General features: G+C 71.4%; 19 protein-coding genes. 5 read left to right on the top strand and 14 right to left on the bottom strand.

The genetic code is table 11. The features are described 5' to 3' along the window. Positions 1–38 precede the first annotated feature (38 nt). A complete protein-coding gene (locus tag AC07AG_RS09600; protein WP_478753494.1) occupies positions 39–1847 on the bottom strand; it encodes a sensor histidine kinase in 1809 nt (602 codons plus the stop codon). A gap of 321 nt (positions 1848–2168) precedes the next feature. Here AC07AG_RS09600 and AC07AG_RS09595 point away from each other — a divergent pair, with 321 nt between their 5' ends. Next, complete coding sequence (locus AC07AG_RS09595; protein WP_478753493.1) at positions 2169–2720, top strand: YciI family protein; 552 nt, start codon at positions 2169–2171, stop codon at positions 2718–2720. Beyond that, positions 2696–3079: an ATP-binding protein gene (locus AC07AG_RS09590; RefSeq protein WP_478753969.1), complete on the top strand. Its 384-nt coding sequence runs from the start codon at positions 2696–2698 to the stop codon at positions 3077–3079. Before AC07AG_RS09595 ends, AC07AG_RS09590 begins: the two co-directional genes overlap by 25 nt. An 87-nt stretch (positions 3080–3166) precedes the next feature. Here AC07AG_RS09590 and AC07AG_RS09585 read toward each other — a convergent pair whose 3' ends face one another. Continuing rightward, positions 3167–4387, bottom strand: coding sequence for an MBL fold metallo-hydrolase (locus AC07AG_RS09585; protein WP_478753491.1), 1221 nt, complete (start codon positions 4385–4387; stop codon positions 3167–3169). A gap of 143 nt (positions 4388–4530) precedes the next feature. Between AC07AG_RS09585 and AC07AG_RS09580 the strand changes: the two genes are divergently transcribed. Together AC07AG_RS09580 and AC07AG_RS09575 are read left to right on the top strand one after the other, a co-directional pair. Beyond that, positions 4531–5778 carry a glutamate dehydrogenase gene (locus AC07AG_RS09580; RefSeq protein WP_478753489.1) on the top strand — a complete coding sequence of 416 codons (1248 nt, stop codon included), beginning with the start codon at positions 4531–4533 and terminating at the stop codon, positions 5776–5778. Between the two features lie 25 nt (positions 5779–5803). Beyond that, positions 5804–6418 carry a TetR/AcrR family transcriptional regulator gene (locus tag AC07AG_RS09575; RefSeq protein WP_478753487.1) on the top strand — a complete coding sequence of 205 codons (615 nt, stop codon included), beginning with the start codon at positions 5804–5806 and terminating at the stop codon, positions 6416–6418. A 49-nt stretch (positions 6419–6467) separates the two neighbouring features. Here the strand turns inward: AC07AG_RS09575 and AC07AG_RS09570 are convergent, their stop codons facing one another. After that, entirely contained in the window at positions 6468–7286 is an 819-nt protein-coding gene (locus AC07AG_RS09570) for an SGNH/GDSL hydrolase family protein (RefSeq protein WP_478753485.1), read from the bottom strand. 123 nt (positions 7287–7409) lie between these two features. Beyond that, positions 7410–9500 carry an alpha-galactosidase gene (locus tag AC07AG_RS09565; protein ID WP_478753483.1) on the bottom strand — a complete coding sequence of 697 codons (2091 nt, stop codon included), beginning with the start codon at positions 9498–9500 and terminating at the stop codon, positions 7410–7412. Between the two features lie 194 nt (positions 9501–9694). Here AC07AG_RS09565 and AC07AG_RS09560 point away from each other — a divergent pair, with 194 nt between their 5' ends. Beyond that, entirely contained in the window at positions 9695–10501 is an 807-nt protein-coding gene (locus tag AC07AG_RS09560; RefSeq protein ID WP_478753481.1) for a tyrosine-protein phosphatase, read from the top strand. A gap of 29 nt (positions 10502–10530) precedes the next feature. On the opposite strand, the gene AC07AG_RS09555 is transcribed toward AC07AG_RS09560, so the two are convergent. From AC07AG_RS09555 to hpnE, 10 genes are all read right to left on the bottom strand, one after another. After that, a complete protein-coding gene (locus AC07AG_RS09555) occupies positions 10531–10737 on the bottom strand; it encodes a DUF6126 family protein (RefSeq protein WP_478753479.1) in 207 nt (68 codons plus the stop codon). After that, positions 10734–11372, bottom strand: a complete 639-nt coding sequence (locus tag AC07AG_RS09550) for a helix-turn-helix domain-containing protein (RefSeq protein WP_478753477.1) — start codon at positions 11370–11372, stop codon at positions 10734–10736. The genes AC07AG_RS09555 and AC07AG_RS09550 overlap by 4 nt, the downstream gene beginning before the upstream one ends. Before the next feature lie 95 nt (positions 11373–11467). Beyond that, positions 11468–12853 (bottom strand): aspartate aminotransferase family protein, encoded by a 1386-nt coding sequence (locus AC07AG_RS09545; protein WP_478753475.1) that lies wholly within the window; start codon positions 12851–12853, stop codon positions 11468–11470. After that, positions 12850–14730 (bottom strand): 1-deoxy-D-xylulose-5-phosphate synthase, encoded by a 1881-nt coding sequence (gene dxs, locus AC07AG_RS09540; protein ID WP_478753474.1) that lies wholly within the window; start codon positions 14728–14730, stop codon positions 12850–12852. Before dxs ends, AC07AG_RS09545 begins: the two co-directional genes overlap by 4 nt. 33 nt (positions 14731–14763) lie before the next feature. Then, on the bottom strand, positions 14764–15930 hold the full coding sequence (gene ispG / locus AC07AG_RS09535) for a flavodoxin-dependent (E)-4-hydroxy-3-methylbut-2-enyl-diphosphate synthase (protein ID WP_478753472.1): 1167 nt from the start codon (positions 15928–15930) through the stop codon (positions 14764–14766). A 4-nt stretch (positions 15931–15934) separates the two neighbouring features. Then, positions 15935–16957: an adenosyl-hopene transferase HpnH gene (hpnH, locus tag AC07AG_RS09530; RefSeq protein ID WP_478753470.1), complete on the bottom strand. Its 1023-nt coding sequence runs from the start codon at positions 16955–16957 to the stop codon at positions 15935–15937. 5 nt (positions 16958–16962) lie between these two features. Further along, on the bottom strand, positions 16963–17613 hold the full coding sequence (locus AC07AG_RS09525) for a phosphorylase family protein (protein WP_478753469.1): 651 nt from the start codon (positions 17611–17613) through the stop codon (positions 16963–16965). Beyond that, positions 17613–19607, bottom strand: a complete 1995-nt coding sequence (gene shc / locus AC07AG_RS09520; RefSeq protein ID WP_478753467.1) for a squalene--hopene cyclase — start codon at positions 19605–19607, stop codon at positions 17613–17615. Before shc ends, AC07AG_RS09525 begins: the two co-directional genes overlap by 1 nt. 101 nt (positions 19608–19708) lie before the next feature. After that, on the bottom strand, positions 19709–20836 hold the full coding sequence (locus AC07AG_RS09515) for a polyprenyl synthetase family protein (RefSeq protein WP_478753465.1): 1128 nt from the start codon (positions 20834–20836) through the stop codon (positions 19709–19711). After that, positions 20836–22248, bottom strand: a complete 1413-nt coding sequence (gene hpnE, locus AC07AG_RS09510; protein ID WP_478753463.1) for a hydroxysqualene dehydroxylase HpnE — start codon at positions 22246–22248, stop codon at positions 20836–20838. Before hpnE ends, AC07AG_RS09515 begins: the two co-directional genes overlap by 1 nt. Between the last annotated feature and the right edge of the window lie 58 nt (positions 22249–22306).

Below are 22306 nucleotides of genomic sequence, written 5' to 3'. Positions count from 1 at the left end.
CTGCCGGGGCAGACGTGGTGCTTGCGGGGTGGTGCGGTTCAGCCACCCTGGTCGCCCCCGTCGCGGGGGCCGTGGAGATCGGGTTCGGGCGCCGGGTCGCGCATCTCCTGCGCCGCGGCGAGTCCGATGCCGCGCTGGAAGGCGGCCATCAGGCCCGGGTCGTGGCCGATGTGGTGTTCGCTCTCCGGGCGGGGGGACGGCGCGTCGCGCAGTTGGGGCGCGATGTGTTCCTGGGCGCGCCGCTTGGGCAGTCGGGGCTTTCCCACCCGGCCGCGCACGGCGCCGTTGAGGGGCGTCGGCGGTGTCCCGGCGTGCTCGGCCGCGGCCTGCCGGTCCTCCGGCCGGATCCCCGGCACGGCGTCGGCCGGGGTCGGCCGGTCCCCCCTGCCCCGTACGGGCAGCGGGGCGGGACCGGAGCCGTTCGCCATGGGGGTGTGCGCCGCGCTCGGCGGCACGTCCGGCTGCGTCTGTGGCTGCGGCTGTCGCGGCACGGCCACCGGTTCCGGGTGGGGTACCGGGTGGGGTGCCGGGTGAGGTGCCGCGGCGGGTGCCTGAGGCGGGTGCTGTACGCCGCCTGGGGCGGCCGGGGGTGCGGCTTCCGGGGGCCGCTGCGGGCGCCCGGCGGCGACGGGCTCGTTCTGCGGCTCGGTGCCCAACAGGCCCTGCGGAAGGATCAGTACGGCCTGCACGCCTCCGTAGATGTTGGTCTGCAGGCGGACCGCGATGCCGTGCCTGCGGGCCAGCGCGGAGACCACGTAGAGGCCGATCCGTCCGTCCTGGAGGAGGCTCGCGACGTTGACCTGGTCCGGGTCGGCGAGCAGGTGGTTCATCTTGTTCTGCTCGGTCAGGGGCATGCCGAGCCCGCGGTCCTCGACCTCGACGGCGAGCCCGGCCGTCACCAGGTTGGCGCGCAGCAGGACCTGGGTGTGCGGGGCGGAGAACACCGTGGCGTTCTCGACGAGTTCGGCGAGCAGGTGGATGACGTCGGCGACGGCGTGGCCGCGCAGGGTGCCGGCGATCGGCGGCACCAGCTTGACCCGGGAGTACTGCTCGACCTCCGCGATGGCCGAGCGGAGCACCTCCGTCATGGAGACCGGGTTGCTCCACTGGCGGCGCGAGATGGCGCCGCCGAGCACGGCGAGGTTCTCGGCGTGCCTGCGGATGCGGGTGGCCAGGTGGTCGACGTGGAAAAGGCCCTTGAGCAGCTCCGGGTCCTCGACCTCGTTCTCCAGGTCGTCGAGGATCGAGATCTCGCGGTGCACGAGGGACTGCAGCCGCCGGGCCAGATTGCCGAAGACCTCGACCTTCTGTTCGCTGCCCGCGTGGCTGGAGAGCTGCGAGGCCTGCACGACGGCGGTGACGGCGACGTCCTGGGCCCGGGACAGCTCGTCGGCGAGCAGCCCGAAGTCGTCGCCGTCCGGGGCCGATCTGGCCGGCGCCCTGCGCGGGGGCGGGCCGTCGCCGCGGCGCAGCTTCTCCACGACGTCGCGCAGCTCGGCCTGGCCGCGTGCGGTGGTGCGGCGCAGGGCTCCGACCCGCTCGCGTACAGAAGTCGCGGTGCGGTCGGCGGCGACGGCGGCGATCACGACGCTGGCCAGGCTGATGGCTCCGGCGGCGGCGAGGACGAGGAGCAGCCGGGGGGCGAGCGGTCCGGGGGCCGAGCGGACGATGAACAGCACGGCACCGCCGGCGCAGAGCAGCACCGCGACGACGGGCAGTACGGCGATGCGCAGGAGCTGGGGTCGTATCCGGGCCTCGGGCAGCGGCGTGGTTCGGCTCCCGGGCTTGCCGTGCCTCCCGCCCTCGCGGCGGTCTGCGCGGGCGGCCGGTGCGCGAAGGTGAGACATCAGCGTCCTCGTTCAGGGTGCGGGCTCCGACGGGCGCGCGACGCGTGGCTTCGCGGCATCGCCGTGCCGGTCGGGAGGGCGCAGGCGTGATCCCTGCCATGATCCCTGCGTCGACCGGCGGACACTCACGGTAGTCACCAACGCTTCATGTGCGGGAGGCAGTTGACAAAGTCCGGCACCCAGCGTCCCGCTCTGGTATGAGGCGTCGCACGGCCGTCCGAATGCACCTTCGGACGTCAGTTCCAGGCATGCGCGCGTCCTGTTGCCGCCTTGTCACCAAACTCCGTTGAGCCGCTGAGGCATTCGGGAGAGTCTGCGTTCATGGAGTTCTTCTGCTACCACCGCGATCGGCCCGCCTCCACCACGCTGCGCGAGAAGCTGCTGGAGGACCACTGGTCCTACATGGACCAATACGCGCGCGAGCTGATCGCACGCGGCCCGACGTTCGCCGCCGACGGCGAGACGCCCACCGGCAGCGTGCACATCGTGGACCTGCCGGATCCCGCCGCCGCCCGCGCGTTCGCCTTCGACGAGCCCAACTACCAGGCGGGGGCGTACCGCGACGTGCTGCTGCGCCGGTGGCGCAACACGCTGGGGCGGACCATGTGGGACTTCCCCGGTGGCGCCACCGGCGGCAACCGCTATCTGGTCATCGGCCTCGGCTCGGGCCTGGACGCCGCCCTCGACACGCCACCCGGCCTCGACGACGGACTGATCGCGTACGGGCCGCTCCTGTCCGACGACGACACCACCTGGGTGGGCACGGCGGCACTGGTCCTGGCCCCGGACCCGGACGCGGCACGCGCCGTCCTGACCCCTGACCGGTACGCCGGGATCGAGGTCCACGACTGGGAGTTCGGCGGACGGCGGTAGCGGGTCGGCCAGGGGCCACCGTTTCGGATGGGGCCGACAGTCCGGCGCTCCTGCCGGCATCGGAACTCCTGACGAACGCGTTCCGCCACGCGCGCGGGCCCCTGAATCTGCGGGTGTGGCACAGCGTCCGCGAACTCGGCGTGGAGATCACCGACCACAGCACCCCGCGGCCACGGGCCCGGCTCGCCGGGAGCACGGAGGAGGACGGCCGCGGCCTGCTCCTGGTCGCGGCCCTCGCCGACGCCTGGGGCACGCGGCCCACCCTCAACGGCAAGACCGTCTGGTTCACCATGCTGCTCGCGTCGGCGTCGGCCGAGCAGGGCGCCGGCACCGGGACCCTGACGTCCGCGCCCGGCTGACCCGCTTCGGGGGGGGCGCGTCCGTCGTGCTCTTCTGGTCAGCCGACCCGCGCTGCTTCTCCGCCAGCCGACCGCGCCGCTTTCCAGTCAGCCGACCCGCGCCGCCTCGGGCTCTCCGGTGCCCTCCGTGCGCTCAGGGCGTTCGGAGGGCTCGGCGTGCTCGACGCCCGCCGTGACGTCCTGCGGGCGGGTCCACCCGCCCTCCGGTTCGATCGAGACGCCGCGCCACCACGGCTCGGCCGGAGCGGAGTCCGACCCGGGCTCGAACGGCTCTCCCGGGACGGGCAGCGCGACCTTCGCCCCCACGCGGCCCGCAGCGGCGACCGTGCCCTCGCCCGGCGCGGACCACGGGTGGGGCGCGAGGTTGAACGTGCCCCAGTGGATCGGCAGCATCACGCCGTCGGGCCGCCCGCCCTGGAGGTCCAGGTGCGCGCGCACCCCTTCCTCGGGCGTCATGTGGATGTCGGGCCAGAACTCGCTGTAGGCACCGATCTGGATCATCGTGATGTCGAACGGTCCGTGCTCGGCGCCGATGTCGCGGAAGCCGCCGAAATATCCGGTGTCCCCGCTGTGATAGATGCGGTGCTCGGGCCCCGTGACGGCCCAGGACGCCCAGAGCGTGTGCTGGAAGTTGCGCAGGCCGCGGCCGCAGAAGTGGCGCGCGGGCGTCGCGGTCAGGGTCAGGCCCGCCACCTTCGCGGATTCGTTCCAGTCCAGCTCGCGCAGCCGGTCGGCGGGGACGCCCCAGCGCTCCAGGTGGGCTCCGACGCCCAGCGGCACCGCGAAGACCGTGTCCGTGCCTGCCAGGGCCCTGATGGTGGGCATGTCGAGGTGGTCGTAGTGATCGTGCGAGATCACCACGACGTCCACCGGGCCGAGCGCCGCGAGCGGCACCGGTACGGGGTGCAGACGCTTGGGTCCGACCCAGGAGAAGGGAGAGCACCGCTCGCCCCAGACCGGATCGAAGAGCACCCGCTGCCCGTCGATCTCGGCGAGCACGCTGGAGTGCCCCATCCAGGTGATCCGCAATCCGCTCGACGGGGGCTTGGCGAGGTCGGCGAGGGTCGTGGCATGCACCGGGATGGTGCCCGCAGGCCCGCGCCGGATCCGCTCCTCCTTGCGGAAGTAGATCTTCGCGAACTCGAGCGTCGACCCGGTGGGCCGGGTCCGCGCTCCCTCGGGGTTCTGGAAGGACCCGTCGGCGAAGTTCGGCGATCTGTGGATCCTCGCGAGCCGCTCGCCGGCCGGATCCGCGCCGAAGGGGGCGGTCCTGAGCGAGCGGAGCCCAGAGCTCAGCGAACGGGACACAGCACCTCCTGGAATGGGTGGGTCAGATCTCCATTATGTGCACCGCCTCCGACAGCGGCCGTCCGGAGGGGTCCGCATCGGCCACGCACGCGCCGGTGCGTGATGTACTCCTACTGATCCCCCATTCAGTAGGAGTGCGCTCCATGCCAGCAGTGCCAGCAGTGCCTACGGGCCCCGTCGCGCCCGCCACCGTCGCACCCGCCACCGATCCCCCCACCCCCCTGCTCTCCCTCACCTGGACCGACCACATCACCGGCCACAGGGGTTTCCTGGTCATCGACCGTCTCGTACGCGGTGTCTGCAGCGGCGGCCTGCGGATGCGCCCCGGCTGCACCCTCGACGAGGTCGCGGGGCTCGCCCGCGGGATGACCATGAAGGAGGCCCTGCACTACGACCCGAGCGCCCGCTACATCCCGCTCGGCGGCGCCAAGGGCGGCATCGACTGCGATCCGCGCGCCCCGGAGGCGTACGACGTCCTGGTGCGCTACCTGAGGGCGATGCGCCCGTACATCGAGAGTTCCTGGACGACGGGCGAGGATCTGGGCCTGACGCAGGACCTGGTCGACAGGGCGGCCGCGGAAGCAGGCCTGATCTCCTCCGTCCAGGCCGTCTACCCGCTCCTGGACGACGAGGCGGCGGCCCGTGGGCGCCTGGCGGACGCGTTCGCCGTGGAGGTCGACGGGATCGGCCTGGACGAGCTGGTCGGCGGCCATGGAGTGGCCGAAGCGGTCCTCGCGGCGCTTGACCGGGCGGGTCACGCGCACGCGGGCGCGCGCGTGGCCGTGCAGGGCCTGGGCACCATGGGCGGCGCGAGTGCCCGTTTCCTCACGCGCGCGGGGCTGCGGGTGGTGGCCGTCGCCGACATCAAGGGCACGATCGCCAACCCGGCGGGACTCGACGTGGAGGCGCTGCTCGCCGCCCGCGACGCGCACGGCACGGTGGACCGCTCCGCCCTGCGCCCCGGGGACCGCGAGCTGCCGGGCGAGGCCTGGCTGTCCACGGAGGCGGAGATCCTGGTCCCCGCCGCGGTGTCGTACACGATCAACCAGGTCAACCAGGCGCGGATCACGGCCCGTTGGATAGCGGAGGCGGCCAACATGCCGGTCCTGCCTCAGGCCGAGCGGCTTCTCGCGGAGCGCGGTGTCACCGTCCTGCCGGACGTCGTCGTCAACTCCGGGACCAACGCCTGGTGGTGGTGGACGCTCTTCGGGGACATCGGGGCCGACGCGGACGAGGCCTTCGCGCACACGCGCCGCTCGATGCGGGCCCTGGTCGAGACGATGCTGCGCCGCGCGGAGGCGGACGGCACGACGCCGCGCGCCGCGGCCCACGCGCTGGTGGCCGACCGTCTGCCGGTGATCGGAGAGCGATTCGGCTGGTACGGCCCGTAGCCGGGAGGTGGATAGGCTGCCCGGCGTGGCGAGAGTGCGGTTGAGCGTGGCGGAACGGCGGGCGGAGCTCCTGGCCGCGACCGTCGAACAGATCGAGGTGCGCGGAGTGGCCGCCGTGCGCATCGCGGACGTGGCCGCGGCGCTCGGGGTGAGCAACGCGCTGGTCCTGTACCACTTCTCCACGAAGGAGAAGCTGGTGGCAGCCGCCTTCGCGCACGCGGCGGAGGGCGACCTCGCCCATCTCCGCACCCTCCTGAGGCGCCGCACGACGGCCCTGCGCCGGCTGCGCGCCGCCGTCCGCTGGTACGCCCCCACGGGCCAGGCCAAGGGCTGGCGCCTGTGGATCGAGGGCTGGTCCGCCGCCCTGCGCGAACCCACTCTGCGTACGGTGACGCGCGACCTGGACCAGCAGTGGAAGGCCGCACTGGCCGAGGTCATCGGGGAAGGCGTCGCCGCGGGCGAGTTCACCTGCCCCGACCCCCGGAACACCGCTCTGCGCCTCACGGCACTCCTGGACGGCCTCGCGGTCCAGATGACGGCCTACGAGGGCACGCTGCCGCGGTCCCGCATGCTGGCCTGGGTGGACGAGGCCCTGACACGGGAGCTGGGCCTGCTCCCCGCGGACTCACCGGCCGGCTGACGCCACCCGCTCAAGGCCCCGCCCCGCCCCTGCCAAGGACACGATGCCCTCAGGACGCCGACTCGATGTGCATCCTGACGGTGTACGGGTCCACGCTGCCCTTCGCCGACACGTGATCGCCCGACGACTCCCCCCGCAGCCGTCGCCCGAACCACGGCACCAGGTACTCACGCGCCCAGTTGATGTCGTCGCGCCGCACCTCGAGCGTGCCGCGCGGCGGCTCCGGGGGCCACGGCTGGTCCGGGTCCGCGGGGACCTCGAGGCCCAGGACCTGGGCGGCGCGCAGCGCCACGCGGGTGTGCCCCTCGGCCGAGAGGTGCAGGCGGTCGCCGTCCCAGGCGCGGCGGTCCTGGATGGTCTTGAGGGACCACAGGTCGAGGACCGGGCAGCCATAGCGGTCGGCGATCGCGCGCACATGGCCGTTGTACGTGGCGATCTTGCCGCGCAGGTGCTTGAGGACCGGCACCCCGCGGGTGTCGAAGCCCGTGGTCACCATGACGGTGCCGACCGCCGACGTGAGGTCGGCGACGGCCCGCTCGAAGCGTTCGGCGACCTCGTCCGGGTCGGTGCCGGGACGGATGATGTCATTGCCGCCCGCGCAGAACGTCAGGAAGTCGGGGCCCATCTTTTTGGCCAGGGGCACCTGGTCCGCGACGACCTGGTCGAGCAGCTTGCCGCGCACGGCGAGGTTGGCGTACCGGAAGGTGTGCTCCGGCATCCGGTCGTCGAGCAGCACGGCAAGACGGTCGGCCCAGCCGACGAACGTTCCGTCAGGTCCGGGGTCCCCCACGCCTTCGGTGAAGCTGTCGCCGACCGCTGCGTAGGAGGTGAATGTGTCAGGGATGAAGGATGTCGACTCTGCTCTCACGTCGTCATATCTTTCACCTTGCTAAGTGACCTACGCCACCGTAGGGAGGGGTTGACGGGGGGTGAGATAAGCCACCGGTCAAGATTCGTCCAAGCCAGGAATACACGGCGGGTCCCGCGCCACTCATACACGGCGGAAGCGGAACACCGCCGCGTCCAGGTCCCCGCGCAGCCCGGTCCGCAGTCCGTGGTGCAGGAGCACCGCGCCCCGGTGGGCCTTCCCCGTCTCCTGACACACGTACGTCGCCGTGGAGTCGAGCCCCCGCAGCCGCACCCGGGGCGGCTCCTCGCCATGGGCCTGCGCCCGCAGCCACGCGAGGACCACGACCTCGTCGCCGTGGACGTACTGCACCGCGCTCAGCGGCTGAGACGGCGGGCGCAGCCGGTAGAGGTCCCCGAGCTGCACCACGGGCCTGATCTCCTTGTAGAGCCGTACCCAGTCGGCCGCTTCGGCGAGCTCGTCGGCGCTCCACTCCATGAGGTCGCCGCCGATGCCCAGCACCCCTGCCATCGCGCTCACGAAGCGGAAGCGCAACGCACTGACCCGGCCGTTGAGCTGGGTGTTCGGGCTGTCCGTCACCCAGGCGGCCATGACCCGCGCCGGGTGCACCTGGCTGAAGCCGTCCTGGATGGCGAGCCGGTCGAGGGGGTCGGTGTTGTCGGAGGTCCACACCTGGTCGGTGCGGGAGAGGATCCCCAGGTCGATCCGGCCTCCTCCGCCCGAGCAGGACTCGAAGGCGACGGACGGATGCGCGGCCCGCAGGCGGTCCAAAAGGCCGTAGAGAGCGTGCACATGGGCGTTCCAGATCCCCTGCGGATAGCGTTCGCCCGGCCAGCCCGGGTCGGTGAAGCTGCGGTTGAAGTCCCACTTCACGTAGTCGATCGGCGCACTGGAGAGGAGCGCGTCGAGCTGCTCCCACAGATGCTCCTGGACGTCCGCGCGGGCGAGGTTGAGCACCAGCTGGTTGCGGAACTCCGTGCGCGTACGGCCGGGTTGGTGCTGCACCCAGTCGGGGTGCGCACGGTAGAGATCGCTGTCCGGGTTGACCATCTCCGGTTCCACCCAGATCCCGAACCGCATGCCGAGCGCGTGCACGTCGTCGGCGAGCGGCTTGAGGCCGCCGGGAAAGCGGTCCGGGTTGGGCGTCCAGTCGCCGAGCCCGGCCCGGTCGCTGACGCGCTGCCCGAACCACGCGTCGTCCACCACGAACAGCTCGACCCCCATCGCGGCCACCCGCCCGGCGAGCGCCCGCTGCTGGTCCTCGGAGATGTCGAACCGGGTGGCCTCCCAGGAGTTGTAGAGCACGGGCCGGGGCGCGTCGGCGTCCGGGATCACGTGCGCGCGCTGATAGGCGTGCCAGGCCCTGCTCGCCCCGCCGAAGCCGCCGTCGCTCCACAGCCCGGCGAAGACCGGTGTCACCGTCTCGGCGCCGGGCGCGAGCAGCTCCTGTCCGGAGTCGTCGTGCCCCCGGCCGCCCGTGATCTGCACGGCGCCGTCCGGGAGTTGACCCACCGCGATCCGCCAGGAGCCCGACCAGGCGAGCGCGCAGCTGTGGACCTCGCCGCGCTCCTCGGTCGCCCCCTCCGCGTCGAGCGCCACCCAGGGCAGGTGCTGATGCCCGGTGTGCCCGCGGCGGCTGCCGATGACCTGCTCGCCGTACGTGATCTCCGAGCGCACGAGCCGCGACTCGGCCGCCCAGCGCCCGTGCAGCTGCGAGAGCCGCCACCGCTCGCGCGAGGGCAGTGTCCAGGTGGCGGAGTCGGCGCGGAGCAGTTCGACGGCGGGTGCGTCCGCGGGCCCTTCGTGACGCAGGACGGCGAACCGCTCGATGACGTCCGCACGTGTCCGGTAGACGAGCGTGATGCCCAACTGATGTACGGCATCGGCGAATTGGACCCGCAGTTCGTCGCGCTCGACCACGGCCGCCGCGAACCGCCACTCGCTGCCGCGCACCCCGGCGCCCCGCACGGAGAGCGCGGGACGCACGAAGCGCCGCCCGCCCTCGACGGGATACTCCTCGCGCCCGTCGAGCCGCGACTCGAAGGACCGCTCGGCGGGCAGCGGCTCCGCCGCGAGCGCCTCGGCGTCGGCGAGCTCGATGCGCGGCCCCCAGTGCAGGTGCAGCAGCTCGTCGTCGTCCGTGAGCCGCAGCGCATAACTGCTGGTGGGCCCCGAGAGCAGCCACGTACGCCCGTCTTCGCCGACCTCGATCATCAATCCCCCACAGATACGGACATGGATTCAGAACGAAACGAACAGGCGCGCGCGCCTGCGCACATCATCGAGGCGTTCCACCTGTGAGGCAACGCTCATGCACCAGCAGTGATTGCCTCAGGAACCCATGTCGTATGGTCGAAGTCGCACCCCCACCGGCGAGTCGCGCCGGCGGCCGGACGGGAGGAGCCCCCGTGACGCAGGAAGTCCCGCCGACGAAGCTGACCGAGCCCGAACTGGCCGGAGTCCGCAACTTCCGTGACGTGGGCGGACTTCCGACCGTGGACGGCCGCCGGGTCCGGCAGGGCCGACTCTTCCGCAGCGGACACCTCGCGCACGCCACGGCGTCCGACGCCGCGTTCCTCTCCACCCTCGGTCTGCACACGATCTACGACTTCCGCAACGCGGCCGACCAGCGGCTCGAAGGCCCGGACGTCGAGCTGCCCGGCGTACGCAACGTGAACCTGCCGCTGACCGACCCGGCCCACGGCGCCGAGTTCTGGACGATGGTGCGCGACGGCAACCTGGACGAGCTGCGCGCGGCGCTCTCCGACGGGCAGGCCGCGGGGCGCCTCTCCGACACGTACCGCGAGATCATCAGGGACCGCACCGCCGAGCACAGCCGCGTGCTGCACGAGCTGGCCGCCGACAGCGTGCCCGCCCTGATGCACTGCGCCGCGGGCAAGGACCGCGCGGGCCTCTCCATAGCCGTCACGCTCCTCGCCGTCGGCGTCGAGCGGGACGCCATCGAGGCGGACTACCTGGAGTCGAACGCCACCCACCGCCGCTACAAGGTCCGCCGCGGCGACGACTCCCCGAGCGCGATGTCCCCCGAGGTCATGCAGCTGCTCAGCCCGCTCTTCGAGGCCCGCGCGGAGTATCTGGCCGCCGCCTTCGAGACGATCGAGCAGATCTGGGGCGACACGCAGACCTACCTCGCCGAGGGCCTCGAGGTGACCCCGGAGATCCGCGAGCGGCTGCGCGAGCACCTCCTGGACTGAACGGGCGGGCCCACGGCTGCTGGTTCCGGCTACTGGTTCTGCGCGCCCAGCGAGAACAGCAGGTAGATGAAGGCCGCGAAGAGGTGGCCGACGGCCACGTAGATGATCAGCCGGATCCAGAGCCCGCGGGGCAGCTTCTCCTCCATGGACATCGCCTTCTTGGCGGGCACGGGCGCTGGAGCGGGCACGGGCACGGAATCCGTCCGGTCGGGCTGCTGCGCTTCAGGTTCCGTCATCGCGGGTCTCCCGTGGTGGGGCTGTGCGGGGTCCCGCCGATGCACAGCGCGGTGGCGGGACTCTGCAGCAGGGTGTGGACGAAGAGCAGGTCGGTGCCGAGGTGGTCCGCGGCGGCGATCCGGTGCGGGGTCAGCGAGTCGAAGTGCGCGCTGTCCCCGGGTTCGAGCGTGTAGGCGGTGTCGCCGAGCCGCAGCCGAAGGCGCCCCTTCAGGACGTACAGCCACTCCTCGCCCGGGTGGACGCGCACGATGTCGCCCTGCGCCCCGTGCGGCACGTGCACCCGCAGGGCCTGCATGCCACGGGCCTGCGCGCCCGCCTGCCAGTACGTCCAGCCGCCCGCCCGCGTCGGCTCCATGTCCGCGGCGCGGACGATCGCGTCCCGGTCCGCGGGCGTCTCGCCGAGGAGCTCCGAGACCGTCGTACCGTAGGTGCGGGCGAGTGCGAGCAGCAGAGGCAGGGACGGCTGGCGCTGACCGGTCTCCAGGCGCGAGAGATGGGCGGGCGAGAGCCCGGCGTTGCGGGCCGCGGCCTCCAGGGTGAGGGACGCGCGGCGGCGCAGCTCGCGCAGCTGGGGCGCGACGGCCGGCAGCGCTTCTGCCGCCTCCGGCGGCTCGACGGGCTCAGCGGTGCTCATACGTCGATTGAGCCAGGCCCTTGCCTCCGAGGCAACTTTCTTGCCTCAGAGGCAAAAGCCTCCGGCGCCGACGACCTGCGCGACCTCGGACGGCCTCAGCGGTTCGCGACCGCCTGTTTCACCAGCGTCTTCCCGAAGTCCCACATCAGGGTGCCGCCGCTGTGCGCCTCGTCCATCACCTCGGTGAACGCCTCCACGAACCGGTCGACCTCCCGCTCCCCGATGGTCAACGGCGGGATCAGCTTGATGACCTCCAGATGGTCGCCGGAGACCTGGGTGAGGATGCGGTGCTTCTGCAGCAGCGGCACGACCACCATCTGCGCGAAGAGCCCCTTGCGCGCCGCCTGCAGCATCGTCCAACGGCTGCGCAGCTTCAGCGACTTGGGGCGCCCGAACTCGATGCCCACCATCAGGCCCCGGCCGCGCACCTCGCTCAGGAGCTCATAGCGGTCGACGAGCGCGCCGAGCCGCGACTTCAGGAGCTCGCCGGTCACGCGCGCGTTCGCGACGATCTCCTCGTCCTCCATGACGGACAGGACCGCGAGCCCGGCCGCCATGGCCTGCGCGTTGGACCCGAAGCTCGCCGAGTGCACGAGCACCCGGTCCATGGACGAGAAGACCTTCTTGAAGATCCAGTCCTTGCCGAGCGTCGCGCCCACCGGCACATAGCCGCCCGACAGGGCCTTCGCGACGCACACCAGGTCCGGCTCCACGCCTTCCTCGTGCTGGTAGGCGTAGAAGTCCCCGGTCCTGCCGAGGCCCGTCTGCACCTCGTCGGCGATCAGCAGCGCCTTGTGCCGGTGCAGGAGCTCCTGGGCGGCGAGCAGATAGCCGGGCGGCGTCTCGTGCACGCCCTTGCCCTGGATGGGCTCAAGGATGAGCCCGGCCACGTCGCCCTTCTTCAGCTCCTCGCGCAGGGCGTCCAGATCGCCCAGCGGGATCGCCGTGTCGGGGAGCAGCGGCGCGAACCCGTCCCGGAAGCCGGATTCGCCGTTGACCGAGAGGGAGCCGGTGGTCAGGCCGTGGAAGGCGTGCGTGCAGTACAGCACCCTCGGCCTGCCCGTCGCGTACCGCGCGAACTTCAGCGCGGTCTCGACGGCCTCCGTGCCGCTGTTGCCGAAGAACACCCGGTCCAGGTGCGGGCTGTGGGTCAGCAGCTGCTCGGCGAGGAGGCCGGGCAGCGGCTGGCAGTCGAAGCGCGTCAGATCGGCGAGCGAGGCGTCCAGGACGTCGTGCAGCGCCTTGCGTACGACGGGGTGGTGGCGGCCGAGGCCCATCACCCCGAAGCCCGCGAGCATGTCGAGGTAGTCGTTGCCGTCCGCGTCCCAGAAGTACGCGCCCTCGGCCCGTTCGTAGACCTTGTCGAAGCCGATGGTGTGCAGCATGCGCGGCAGCTGATGGTTCAGGTGCCGTGCGTGCAGTTCGTAGCGCTCGGCGCCCCGCTCGGCGAGGAGTCTGCCGAGGTCGAACTCCTTGGTCATGCTCCGTGCTCCTTGACTGCCAGGGTGGCGCTGATCCGCCCCGCGATCTCGACCGGGGTGAGCCCGAGGTCCGCGAGCACCTCGCCCCGCTTGGCGTGTGGGAGGAACTGCTCGGGGATGCCGAACCGCCTTACGGGTACGTCGACTTCAGCCTCGCCGAGTGCGAGGGCTACGGCCGAGCCGACCCCGGCCGCCCGGCTGTTGTCCTCGACGACGCCCACGACGCGGTGGCGCGCGGCGAGGGCGGGCAGCTCGGCGTCGACCGGCTTGACCCAGCGCGGGTCGACCACGGTGCAGCCGAGCCCCCGCTCCCGCAGCAGTTCGGCGGCCTGCAGGCAGACGGCCGCCATCACGCCGACCGCCACCAGCAGCACCTGCGGGTCCGGGTCGTTGCACAGCACGTCCATGCCGCCGATCCGGTCGACGGCGGGAATCGCGGGCCCCACCGACTCCTTGGGGAAGCGAAGGAGCGTCGGCGCGTCGTCCACGGCCACCGCCTCCCGCAGCTGCGCGCGCAGCTGGTCGGCGTCGCGCGGCGCGGCGATCCGGAGCCCCGGCACGACCTGGAGGATCGACATGTCCCACATGCCGTTGTGCGAGGCCCCGTCGACGCCCGTGACCCCGGCCCGGTCCAGGACGAAGGTGACGCCGCATTCGTGCAGCGCGACGTCCATCAGGAGCTGGTCGAAGGCCCGGTTGAGGAAGGTGGCGTAGACGGCGACGACGGGGTGCAGGCCCCCGGTCGCGAGCCCGGCCGCCGACACCGTGGCGTGCTGCTCCGCGATGCCGACGTCCCACACCCGGTCGGGGTAGGCCTGGGCGAACTTGGTCAGGCCGACGGGCCCGAGCATCGCCGCGGTGATCGCGACCACGTCGTCCCGCTCGGCCCCGATGCGCACGATCTCGTCGCCGAACACCGAGGTCCAGGAGGGCCCGTTGGAGGGTGCGAGGGGCTCGCAGGTCAGCGGGTCCATCACGCCGACCGTATGAAAGCGGTCGGCCTCGTCCGCGAGCGCGGGCTCGTAGCCGCGCCCCTTCTCGGTGAGGCAGTGGATGAGGACGGGCCCGTGGAAGCGTTTCGCACGTCGCAGTGCCGACTCGACGGCCCCGGTGTCGTGGCCGTCGATCGGCCCGACGTACTTGAGCCCCAGGTCCTCGAACATCCCCTGCGGCGCGAAGGCGTCCTTGAACCCCTTCTTGGCGCCGTGCAGCGACTCGTACAGCGTGTGACCGACGACGGGTGTGCGCTGAAGTATGTCCTTTCCCCAGGCCAGGACCCGTTCGTAGCTGTCGGTGGTGCGCAGCGTGGCGAGGTGGTTGGCCAGGCCGCCGATGGTGGGGGCGTACGAACGCTCGTTGTCGTTGACGACGATGATCAGCGGCCGGTCCTTCGCGGCCGCGATGTTGTTCAGCGCCTCCCACGCCATGCCGCCGGTGAGCGCGCCGTCACCGATGACGGCGACGACATGGCCCCGCTCCCCCAGGACCTGCCGCGCCTTGGCCAGGCCGTCGGCCCAGCCGAGCGCCGTCGACGCATGGCTGTTCTCGACGATGTCGTGCTCGGACTCCGCGCGCGAGGGGTAGCCCGAAAGGCCGCCCTTGCCGCGCAGCTTGGAGAAGTCCTGCCGGCCGGTCAGGAGTTTGTGCACATAGCTCTGGTGGCCGGTGTCCCACACGATGCGGTCGAGCGGCGACTCGAAGACCCGGTGGAGGGCGATGGAGAGTTCCACCACCCCCAGGTTGGGCCCGAGGTGACCTCCGGTCCTCGCGACCGCGTGCACCAGGAACTCCCGTACCTCCTCGGCCAGTTCGTCGAGCTCGGCCTCGGTCAGCGCCTTCAGGTCGCGCGGCCCCCGAATGGTTTCCAGAATGGTCATGCTCGGGCCCCCTCTCTGGTTCTTCGGTTCTTCTCAGCTCACGGTGACGTCGGGCACCCCTGAGGTGACGCCCTCGTCCTCCATCTGCGCGGCGATCTTCATCGCCTCTTCGATGAGGGTCTCCACGATCTTCGACTCGGGCACGGTCTTGATGACCTCGCCCTTGACGAAGATCTGCCCCTTGCCATTGCCGGACGCCACACCGAGATCCGCCTCGCGGGCCTCCCCCGGCCCGTTCACGACACACCCCATGACCGCGACCCGCAGCGGCACCTCCATGCCGTCCAGGCCCGCCGTGACCTCGTCGGCCAGCTTGTACACGTCCACCTGGGCCCGTCCGCAGGACGGGCAGGAGACGATCTCCAGGCGCCGCTGGCGGAGATTGAGGGACTCCAGGATCTGGATGCCGACCTTGACCTCCTCGGCGGGCGGCGCGGACAGCGAGACCCGGATGGTGTCGCCGATGCCCTCGCTGAGCAGCGCGCCGAAGGCGACCGCCGACTTGATCGTGCCCTGGAAGGCCGGGCCCGCCTCCGTCACGCCGAGGTGCAGCGGATAGTCGCACTGGGCGGCCAGTTGCCGGTAGGCGTTGACCATGATCACCGGGTCGTTGTGCTTGACCGAGATCTTGATGTCACGGAAGCCGTGCTCCTCGAAGAGCGACGCCTCCCACAGGGCCGACTCGACCAGGGCCTCGGGAGTGGCCTTCCCGTACTTCTTGAGGAGGCGCGCGTCCAGGGAGCCCGCGTTGACCCCGATGCGGATCGGCGTACCGGCGTCGTTCGCGGCCCGCGCGATCTCCTTGACCTTGTCGTCGAACTGCTTGATGTTGCCGGGATTCACGCGCACCGCCGCGCATCCGGCGTCGATCGCCGCGAAGACGTACTTCGGCTGGAAGTGGATGTCGGCGATCACCGGGATCTGCGACTTGCGCGCGATCGTGGACAGCGCGTCCGCGTCGTCCTGCGTCGGGCACGCCACCCGCACGATCTGGCAGCCGGACGCCGTCAGTTCGGCGATCTGCTGCAGCGTCGCCCCGATGTCGGACGTACGCGTCGTCGTCATCGACTGCACCGAGACGGGCGCGCCGCCCCCCACGGCCACCGGCCCGACCTCGATGCGCCGCGAGACGCGACGCTCCGCGATCGGCCGGACCGGCAGCTCAGGAAGGCCCAGTGCGACAGGCGTTCCAGGGGTCATGGCGTCACCCGCGGTTTCCGGAGACCGTCTCACGGGCGGCGCGGATGGACTCCTTGAGGGAGCCCATGGTGGCGAGGACGGCGGTCGGCTCGTAGCCGCAGTGCGCCATGCAGTTGGCGCACCGCGGGTCCTTGCCACGGCCGTACTTGCTCCAGTCGGTCTCCTCGATGAGCTCCTTGTACGTGGGGACGTACCCGTCGCTCATCAGGTAGCAGGGGCGCTGCCAGCCGAAGAGCGAGTAGTTCGGGATCGCCCACGCGGTGCACGGGAAGTCCGCCTTGCCCTCCAGGAAGTCGAGGAACAGCGGCGAGTGGTTCAGGCGCCAGCGCCTCCTGTTGCCGCCCGCGAAGGCCTTCTTGAAGAGCTCGCGGGTCTGCTCGACGCCCAGGAAGTGCTCCTGGTCCGGCGCCTTCTCGTAGGCGTAGGCGGGTGACAGCATCATCTCGTCGACTTCCAGCTCGTCGTTGAGGAAGTTGAGGACCTCGATGATGTTCTGCGGCGTGTCGTTGCTGAAGAACGTGGAGTTGGTGGTCACCCGGAAGCCGCGCTTCTTGGCTTCCTTGATGGCCTCCACCGCCTCGTCGAACACGCCCTCCTTCGCGACGGATTCGTCGTGCCGCTCCCGCATCCCGTCGATGTGCACGGCGAACGCGAAGTACGGGGAAGGCGTGAACTTCTCCAGCTTCTTGCGCAGCAGCATGGCGTTGGTGCAGAGGAAGACGTACTTCTTCTTCGCCACCAACTGGCGCACGATCTCGTCGATGTGAGGGTGCATCAGCGGTTCGCCACCGGCGATGGACACCATCGGCGCACCGGATTCCAGCACGGCGCCCACGGCCTGGGCCACGGGCATGCGCTGCTTGAGCACTCCGGCCGGGTGCTGGATCTTTCCGCATCCCTCGCACGCGAGATTGCACGCGAAGAGCGGCTCCAACTCGACGATCAGCGGAAACTTCTCACGCTTGCGGAGCTTCTGTTCAAAGAGATACGTCGCGACCTTGATGGTCTGGCGCAGCGGCATGGCCATCTGGCTCACCTCCGGGGGAGCAAAGAAGAACGGTGCCATTCGAAAAATGCGGGAAGCACGGCACGAAGGACGCGGAAAGCCGATATTCCACCGCGCACCGTGCCGATGCGGACGAGTTCGTGCTGTGGGGCGTCCACGACCACCCGGACGGCGGCAACCGGCCGCTGTCCCGCCCGCATCGCGCTGTGCAGCGTCGCGGCGGACTCCATGTCCACCGCGATCGCTCCCGTGGCGAGCAGGTCGGTGCGTTCGTGTCCGCGGACGACGTGGTCGGAGCCGATGAGCGGGCCGGTGTGGACGGTGCGGCCGGGCACGGCGCGCACCAGTTCTTTGACCAGCAGATCGGTGCCGACGCAGGTCGTGTGGCCGTGTGCGTCGCGGGTCTGCTCGGCGACGACGAGGTCGCCGGGGTGCATGCCGGGGGCGAGCCCGGCACAGAAGCCGGTGGCCACGACGGCGGCGTGGCGCATCGGTTCCTTGCCGAGCGCGCCGGTGACGGCCCGCTCGGCGTTCTTGGGGCCCATGCCCGTACGGAGCACGGTGACCTGTCCGTGCGCGCCCGCGCGGTCACCCGTGCGCAGGGCGAGGCGTTCGATGCCGAGCGCGCAGGCGATCAGCAGCGGTGCGGTGCCCGGCACTGCCGGGGTCCGTTCCATCAACCCCCCTTGGCGGAGAGGCCCGCGAACGGCTCCCCGTTGACGTAGCGGCCAAGGGCGGTGAGCGGGAACACCTGCCGGTAGAGGTGGTAGTTGATGGAGAAGTCCCAGGGGAAGCCGGTGCCGGTGAAGTACGGCTCGTCCCAGGAGCCGTCGTCCCGCTGCGTCTCGGCGAGCCAGGTGACGCCCCGCTCCACCGCCTTGGAGTCCTGCTCCCCGGCCGCGAGCAGCGCGAGCAGCGCCCAGGCGGTCTGCGACGCGGTGGAGACGCCGTGGCCCCGCCACTCCTCGTAGCGGTAGGAGCGCAGGTCCTCGCCCCAGCCGCCGTCGTCGTTCTGCACCGACTCCAGCCAGTCGACGGCGCGGCGCAGCGCGGGGTGCGAGCCCGGCAGTCCTGCCGCGGTGAGCGCGGGCACCACGGACCCTGTCCCGTATACGTAGTTGACGCCCCAGCGGCCGAACCACGAGCCGTCCGGCTCCTGTTCGGCGAGCAGCCACTCGATGCCGCGCCGGGTGCGCGGGTCGTGTGCCTTGCCCTCGATGGCGAGCATCTCGACGACGTGCCCGGTGACGTCGGCCGACGGCGGGTCGATGACCTCGCCGAAGTCGCAGAACGGCAGCCGGTTGGGGAACGGGCTCGTGTTGTCGGCGTCGAAGGCGGCCCAGGCGCCGTTCTTGGACTGCATGCCCAGGTTCCAGCGCACGCCGCGGGCGATCGCGTTCTCCATCCGGGCGCGGTCCGGGTGATCGACACGGCGCAGCGCCAGGATGACCTCGGCGGTGTCGTCGATGTCGGGGTAGTTGTCGTTGTGGAACTCGAACGCCCAGCCGCCCGGGGCCAGTTGGGGCCTGCGTACGGACCAGTCGCCGGGGCGCACGATCTCCTCGCCGAGCATCCAGTCGGCGGCCTTGACGAGCTGCGGATGGTCGGCGGGCACGCCCGCGTCGGCGAGCGCGATGGTCGCCAGGCAGGTGTCCCAGACCGGCGACTGGCATGCCTCGATCATCCGGGCACCGTCCTCGCGCCAGACCGCGAACCGGTCGAGCGACGCGAGGCCCGCCTTGAGGACCGGGTGTTCCAGGTCGTAGCCGAGCAGGTGCAGCGCGATCACGGAGTAGACCGCGGGCGGCTGGATGCCGCCCCAGCAGCCGTCGTTCTCCTGGCGTTCGATGATCCAGCGAGCGGCACTGTTCATCGCCGCCTTGCGTACTTTGCGCGGGGCGACCTTGTGGTAGAGATGCAGCGCCTTGTCGAGACGCTGGAAGACGCCGTCCCAACTCGCCACAGGTGCGAGGGGCTTGCTCGGATTCGGTACGCGCGCGTCGCAGTGCAGCTCGTCGAGCGGGAAGGGCGCGGGCCGCACCGGGCGCTTGGCGGAGACGACCGTGAGCGGCACGATCGTCTGCCGGGCCCAGCACCCGAAGTCGTAGATGTTGAGGGGAAGCCACTTGGGGAAGTAGATGAGCTCCGGCGGGAGTTCGGGGAGGTCGTCCCACTTCCACCAGCCGAACAGGGCGAGCCAGATGCGGGTGAAGACCCGGCTCTCGGCGATGCCGCCCTGGTCACGGATCCAGGCGGAGGCCTTCGCCATGTGCGGGGCGTCCGGCGTGTCACCCGCAAGACGCAGCGCGACGTACGCCTCGATGGTGGTGGAGAGTTCGCCCGGACCGCCGTAGAACGTGGCCCAGGTCCCGTCCTCGCACTGTTCGCCGCGGATGAAGAGCGCGGCGGCGCGGGTGGTCTTCTCGTCCCGGATCCCCAGGAACTGACGGAGCAGCAGATCCTCGGCGTCCATCGTCACGTTCGTGTCGAGGTCGCCCTTCCACCAGCCCTGGACGTCCTGCTGCGCGAGCAGGAATTCGGTGGAGCGTTGTATGGCGCGCGTGGCGGCGTCGAGCGGCCCTGCCGTCGCTGCGGCCTTGTCGAGTGGCTGGCTGGCCGAGGCTGCGCGGGGCGTCACCGCTCCGGTGCTTCCGTCGGTCGTCGCTGTCATGGCTTCCCCTTCGTGCAGTCGTCTTCTCTGCTGTGGGTCCGCCGTCGGCCGACGCGCTGGGCGCCGGCCGGCGACTGCGAGTCATATCTGCCCGATAGTGATCATCTCTTTCGTACGACGACGAAGTCGGCGAGCGCGACGAGCTGTGCCCGCACCCGGTCCGGCATCTGGACGGTGTCAAGCGCCTCGATGGCGATGGTGTGCTGGCGCCGGGCCTCCTCGGCGGTCCACTCGCGGCCGCCCGCCTGCTCGATCAGGGCGGCGCGCGCGGCGAACTCCTCCTCGGAGAAGCTGTCGAAGTCGTTGCTCTTGGCGTCGGCCGCGAGCAGCTCGCCGAGCTGCTCGGACGCGGGCCCCCCGGCGGCGAGGGCGGCCACGACCGGCAGTGACTTCTTGCGCTGGCGAAGGTCGCTCCAGGTCTGCTTTCCGGTGGCCTCCGGGTCGCCCCAGATGCCGAGCAGATCGTCCACGGCCTGGAAGGCGAGGCCGAGGTGGTAGCCGTACTTCTCCAGGATGTCGGCGGTGCGGTCGTCCGCGCCGCCCAGGACCGCGCCGATGGAGACCGCGCAGGCGAGCAGGGCGCCGGTCTTGTTGCCCTCCATCTCCAGGCACTCCTCGACGGTGACCCGCTCGCGGTGCTCGTAGGAGATGTCCTGCGCCTGGCCGTCGATCAGGGCGCGGGTCGCGGTGGTCAGGCGGCGCGTGGCGCGGCCCGCCTCGACGGTGCCGATCTCCAGGAGGATCTCGTTGGCGAGCGCGAAGAGTGCGTCGCCGACGAGGATGGCCTGGGCCGGGCCGTGCACCTTCCACACCGTGTCGCGGTGGCGGCGCTGTTCGTCGCCGTCCATCAGGTCGTCGTGCAGCAACGAGAAGTTGTGCACCAGTTCGACGGCGACAGCTCCCGGTACGCCGACCTCCGGGGCGGCGCCCGCGGCCTCCGCGGAGAGCAGGGCGAGCGCGGGGCGCACGGCCTTGCCGCCGTCGCCGTCCGACGGGTTGCCCTCGGCGTCGATCCAGCCGAAGTGGTAGGCGGCGACGGTGTCCATGGGCGGCGCGAGGCGGTCCACGGCGGACCGCAGCACCGGGGTGGCCAGCGTCCTTCCCCGCTCGAGCAGTGAGGTCACGTCCACCGTGTCGGCAGCCGATTCGGCCGAGGGCACAGTCGGCACAGTCTCTCCTCTTGTTCCGGTGCTGGATTTCTGGGGACCTGACCCCAGAAGGTCGAGCATCACGCGGCCTCCTCGACGTCGAAGAGGTGGTCACGGGGGCGGTCGAGTGCACGGAGAGCTGCGTCGGCGGCACTGATGCCGCTGCGGACGGCGCTCTCCATGGTCGCGGGCCACCCGGTGGCGGTCCACGCCCCGGCCAGGTACAGGCCGGGAGCCTTGGTGCGAGCACCGGGCCGCAGCCGGCCCACACCGGGAGTCGGCGCGAACGTGGCCGTGCGCTCCCGAGTCACGAAGAAGTCCCTCACCTCGGCGCCGTGCGCCGCGGGCAGCAGCCGCTCAAGCTCCGGCAGATAGCGCTCGCGCAGCGCGGCGACGGGCGCGTCGATCTCGTCCTGGGCGGCGGACTGGGACAGCGCGAGGTACTGCCCTTCGGTGAGTCCGGAGGCATCGGTGCGGTCGAAGACCCACTGCACCGGCGAGCCGATGGCCGCGAAGAAGGGCCGCTTGAGCACCTTGCGGTCGTACACGACGTGGATGTTGAGGATCGGCGCGGTGTCGATGTCGAGCAGCCGGTCGGGCTCGTCGAGGACACCCTCCGGGAGCAGGTCGTGGGTCTCGTGCTGCGGCACCGCGAGCACGACGGTGTCGGCATCGAATTCCTCGCCGGGAACTTCGACCTTCCAACCCCCGTTCTGAGTACGGGAGATGGAGGTGACTCGTGTCCTCAGTTCGGTTCGCACGCCCGCGGAGTCGAGCGCCTTGCGGGCGAGCGTGTCATGGAGATCACCGAGGGGCACGCGCGCCCAGCCGATGTCGGCGGCGCCGGCTTCCGAGAGCAGCCCGGTCTTGAACACCATCGCGGCAAGACCCAGCGACGAGTCCCCCGCGACGGCGTTCAGCGTGGCCACGCCGACCAGGTCCCACAGGGCCTCGACGGCGCGCGCCGACTGACCGTGCGCGGCGAGCCAGCTGCCGAAGTCCTGGCCGTCCAGCTTGGGGTCGGTCGGGTCGAGCCCCTTGAGGGCGAGCGCGGCGCGCCCCACGTTGGCGCGCTCCGCGAGCGACAGGTGCGGATACGTGGCGAGGCTCGCCGCCAGGTGCAGCGGCACGGGCAGCGCGGTGCGGCGCAGACGGCCGAGCCTGTTCCGGTCGGCGTCGAGTACCGGCACGTCGAGACGTTCCTGCAAGGGCGCGAGGGCGGCGCCGTCGACGCGGTCGAGGAACCAGCGGTAGGCGGTGCAGCAGCGCAGATAGACGTGCTGGCCGTTGTCCACGGTCAGCTCGCCGCGCTTGAAGGAGAAGGCGAGCCCGCCCAGGCGCGGCCGTCCTTCGAGCAGCGTCACGCGCAGCCCCGCGTCGGCGAGGGACAGCGCCGCGGTGATGCCGGCGAGCCCTCCGCCGACCACCACGGCGGCCCCCCGGCCCGCATGGCCGTCGGCGTCCTCAGCCGACCGCATGTCGTCGTCGCTCATGCTCTCTCCCCCTCGGCCGTTGCAGTCTGGGACGCCGGGGCGGAGCGGAGGGTTGCCC

The sequence above is a fragment of the Streptomyces sp. NPDC044044 genome, assembly GCF_056434405.1.
The sequence above is the reverse complement of the archived record's forward strand: the minus strand, read 5'-3'. Positions and strand labels throughout refer to the sequence as shown.

Excerpts from the sequence above, each read along its gene's own strand:
- AC07AG_RS09600 (WP_478753494.1), bottom strand. The coding sequence starts at position 1,847 with ATGTCTCACCTTCGCGCACCGGCCGCCCGCGCAGACCGCCGCGAGGGC.
- AC07AG_RS09595 (WP_478753493.1), top strand. The coding sequence starts at position 2,169 with ATGGAGTTCTTCTGCTACCACCGCGATCGGCCCGCCTCCACCACGCTG.
- AC07AG_RS09580 (WP_478753489.1), top strand. The coding sequence starts at position 4,531 with ATGCCAGCAGTGCCAGCAGTGCCTACGGGCCCCGTCGCGCCCGCCACC.
- AC07AG_RS09565 (WP_478753483.1), bottom strand. The coding sequence starts at position 9,500 with ATGATCGAGGTCGGCGAAGACGGGCGTACGTGGCTGCTCTCGGGGCCC.
- AC07AG_RS09555 (WP_478753479.1), bottom strand. The coding sequence starts at position 10,737 with ATGACGGAACCTGAAGCGCAGCAGCCCGACCGGACGGATTCCGTGCCC.
- AC07AG_RS09550 (WP_478753477.1), bottom strand. The coding sequence starts at position 11,372 with ATGAGCACCGCTGAGCCCGTCGAGCCGCCGGAGGCGGCAGAAGCGCTG.
- AC07AG_RS09545 (WP_478753475.1), bottom strand. The coding sequence starts at position 12,853 with ATGACCAAGGAGTTCGACCTCGGCAGACTCCTCGCCGAGCGGGGCGCC.
- dxs (WP_478753474.1), bottom strand. The coding sequence starts at position 14,730 with ATGACCATTCTGGAAACCATTCGGGGGCCGCGCGACCTGAAGGCGCTG.
- ispG (WP_478753472.1), bottom strand. The coding sequence starts at position 15,930 with ATGACCCCTGGAACGCCTGTCGCACTGGGCCTTCCTGAGCTGCCGGTC.
- hpnH (WP_478753470.1), bottom strand. The coding sequence starts at position 16,957 with ATGGCCATGCCGCTGCGCCAGACCATCAAGGTCGCGACGTATCTCTTT.
- AC07AG_RS09525 (WP_478753469.1), bottom strand. The coding sequence starts at position 17,613 with ATGGAACGGACCCCGGCAGTGCCGGGCACCGCACCGCTGCTGATCGCC.
- shc (WP_478753467.1), bottom strand. The coding sequence starts at position 19,607 with ATGACAGCGACGACCGACGGAAGCACCGGAGCGGTGACGCCCCGCGCA.
- AC07AG_RS09515 (WP_478753465.1), bottom strand. The coding sequence starts at position 20,836 with ATGCTCGACCTTCTGGGGTCAGGTCCCCAGAAATCCAGCACCGGAACA.
- hpnE (WP_478753463.1), bottom strand. The coding sequence starts at position 22,248 with ATGAGCGACGACGACATGCGGTCGGCTGAGGACGCCGACGGCCATGCG.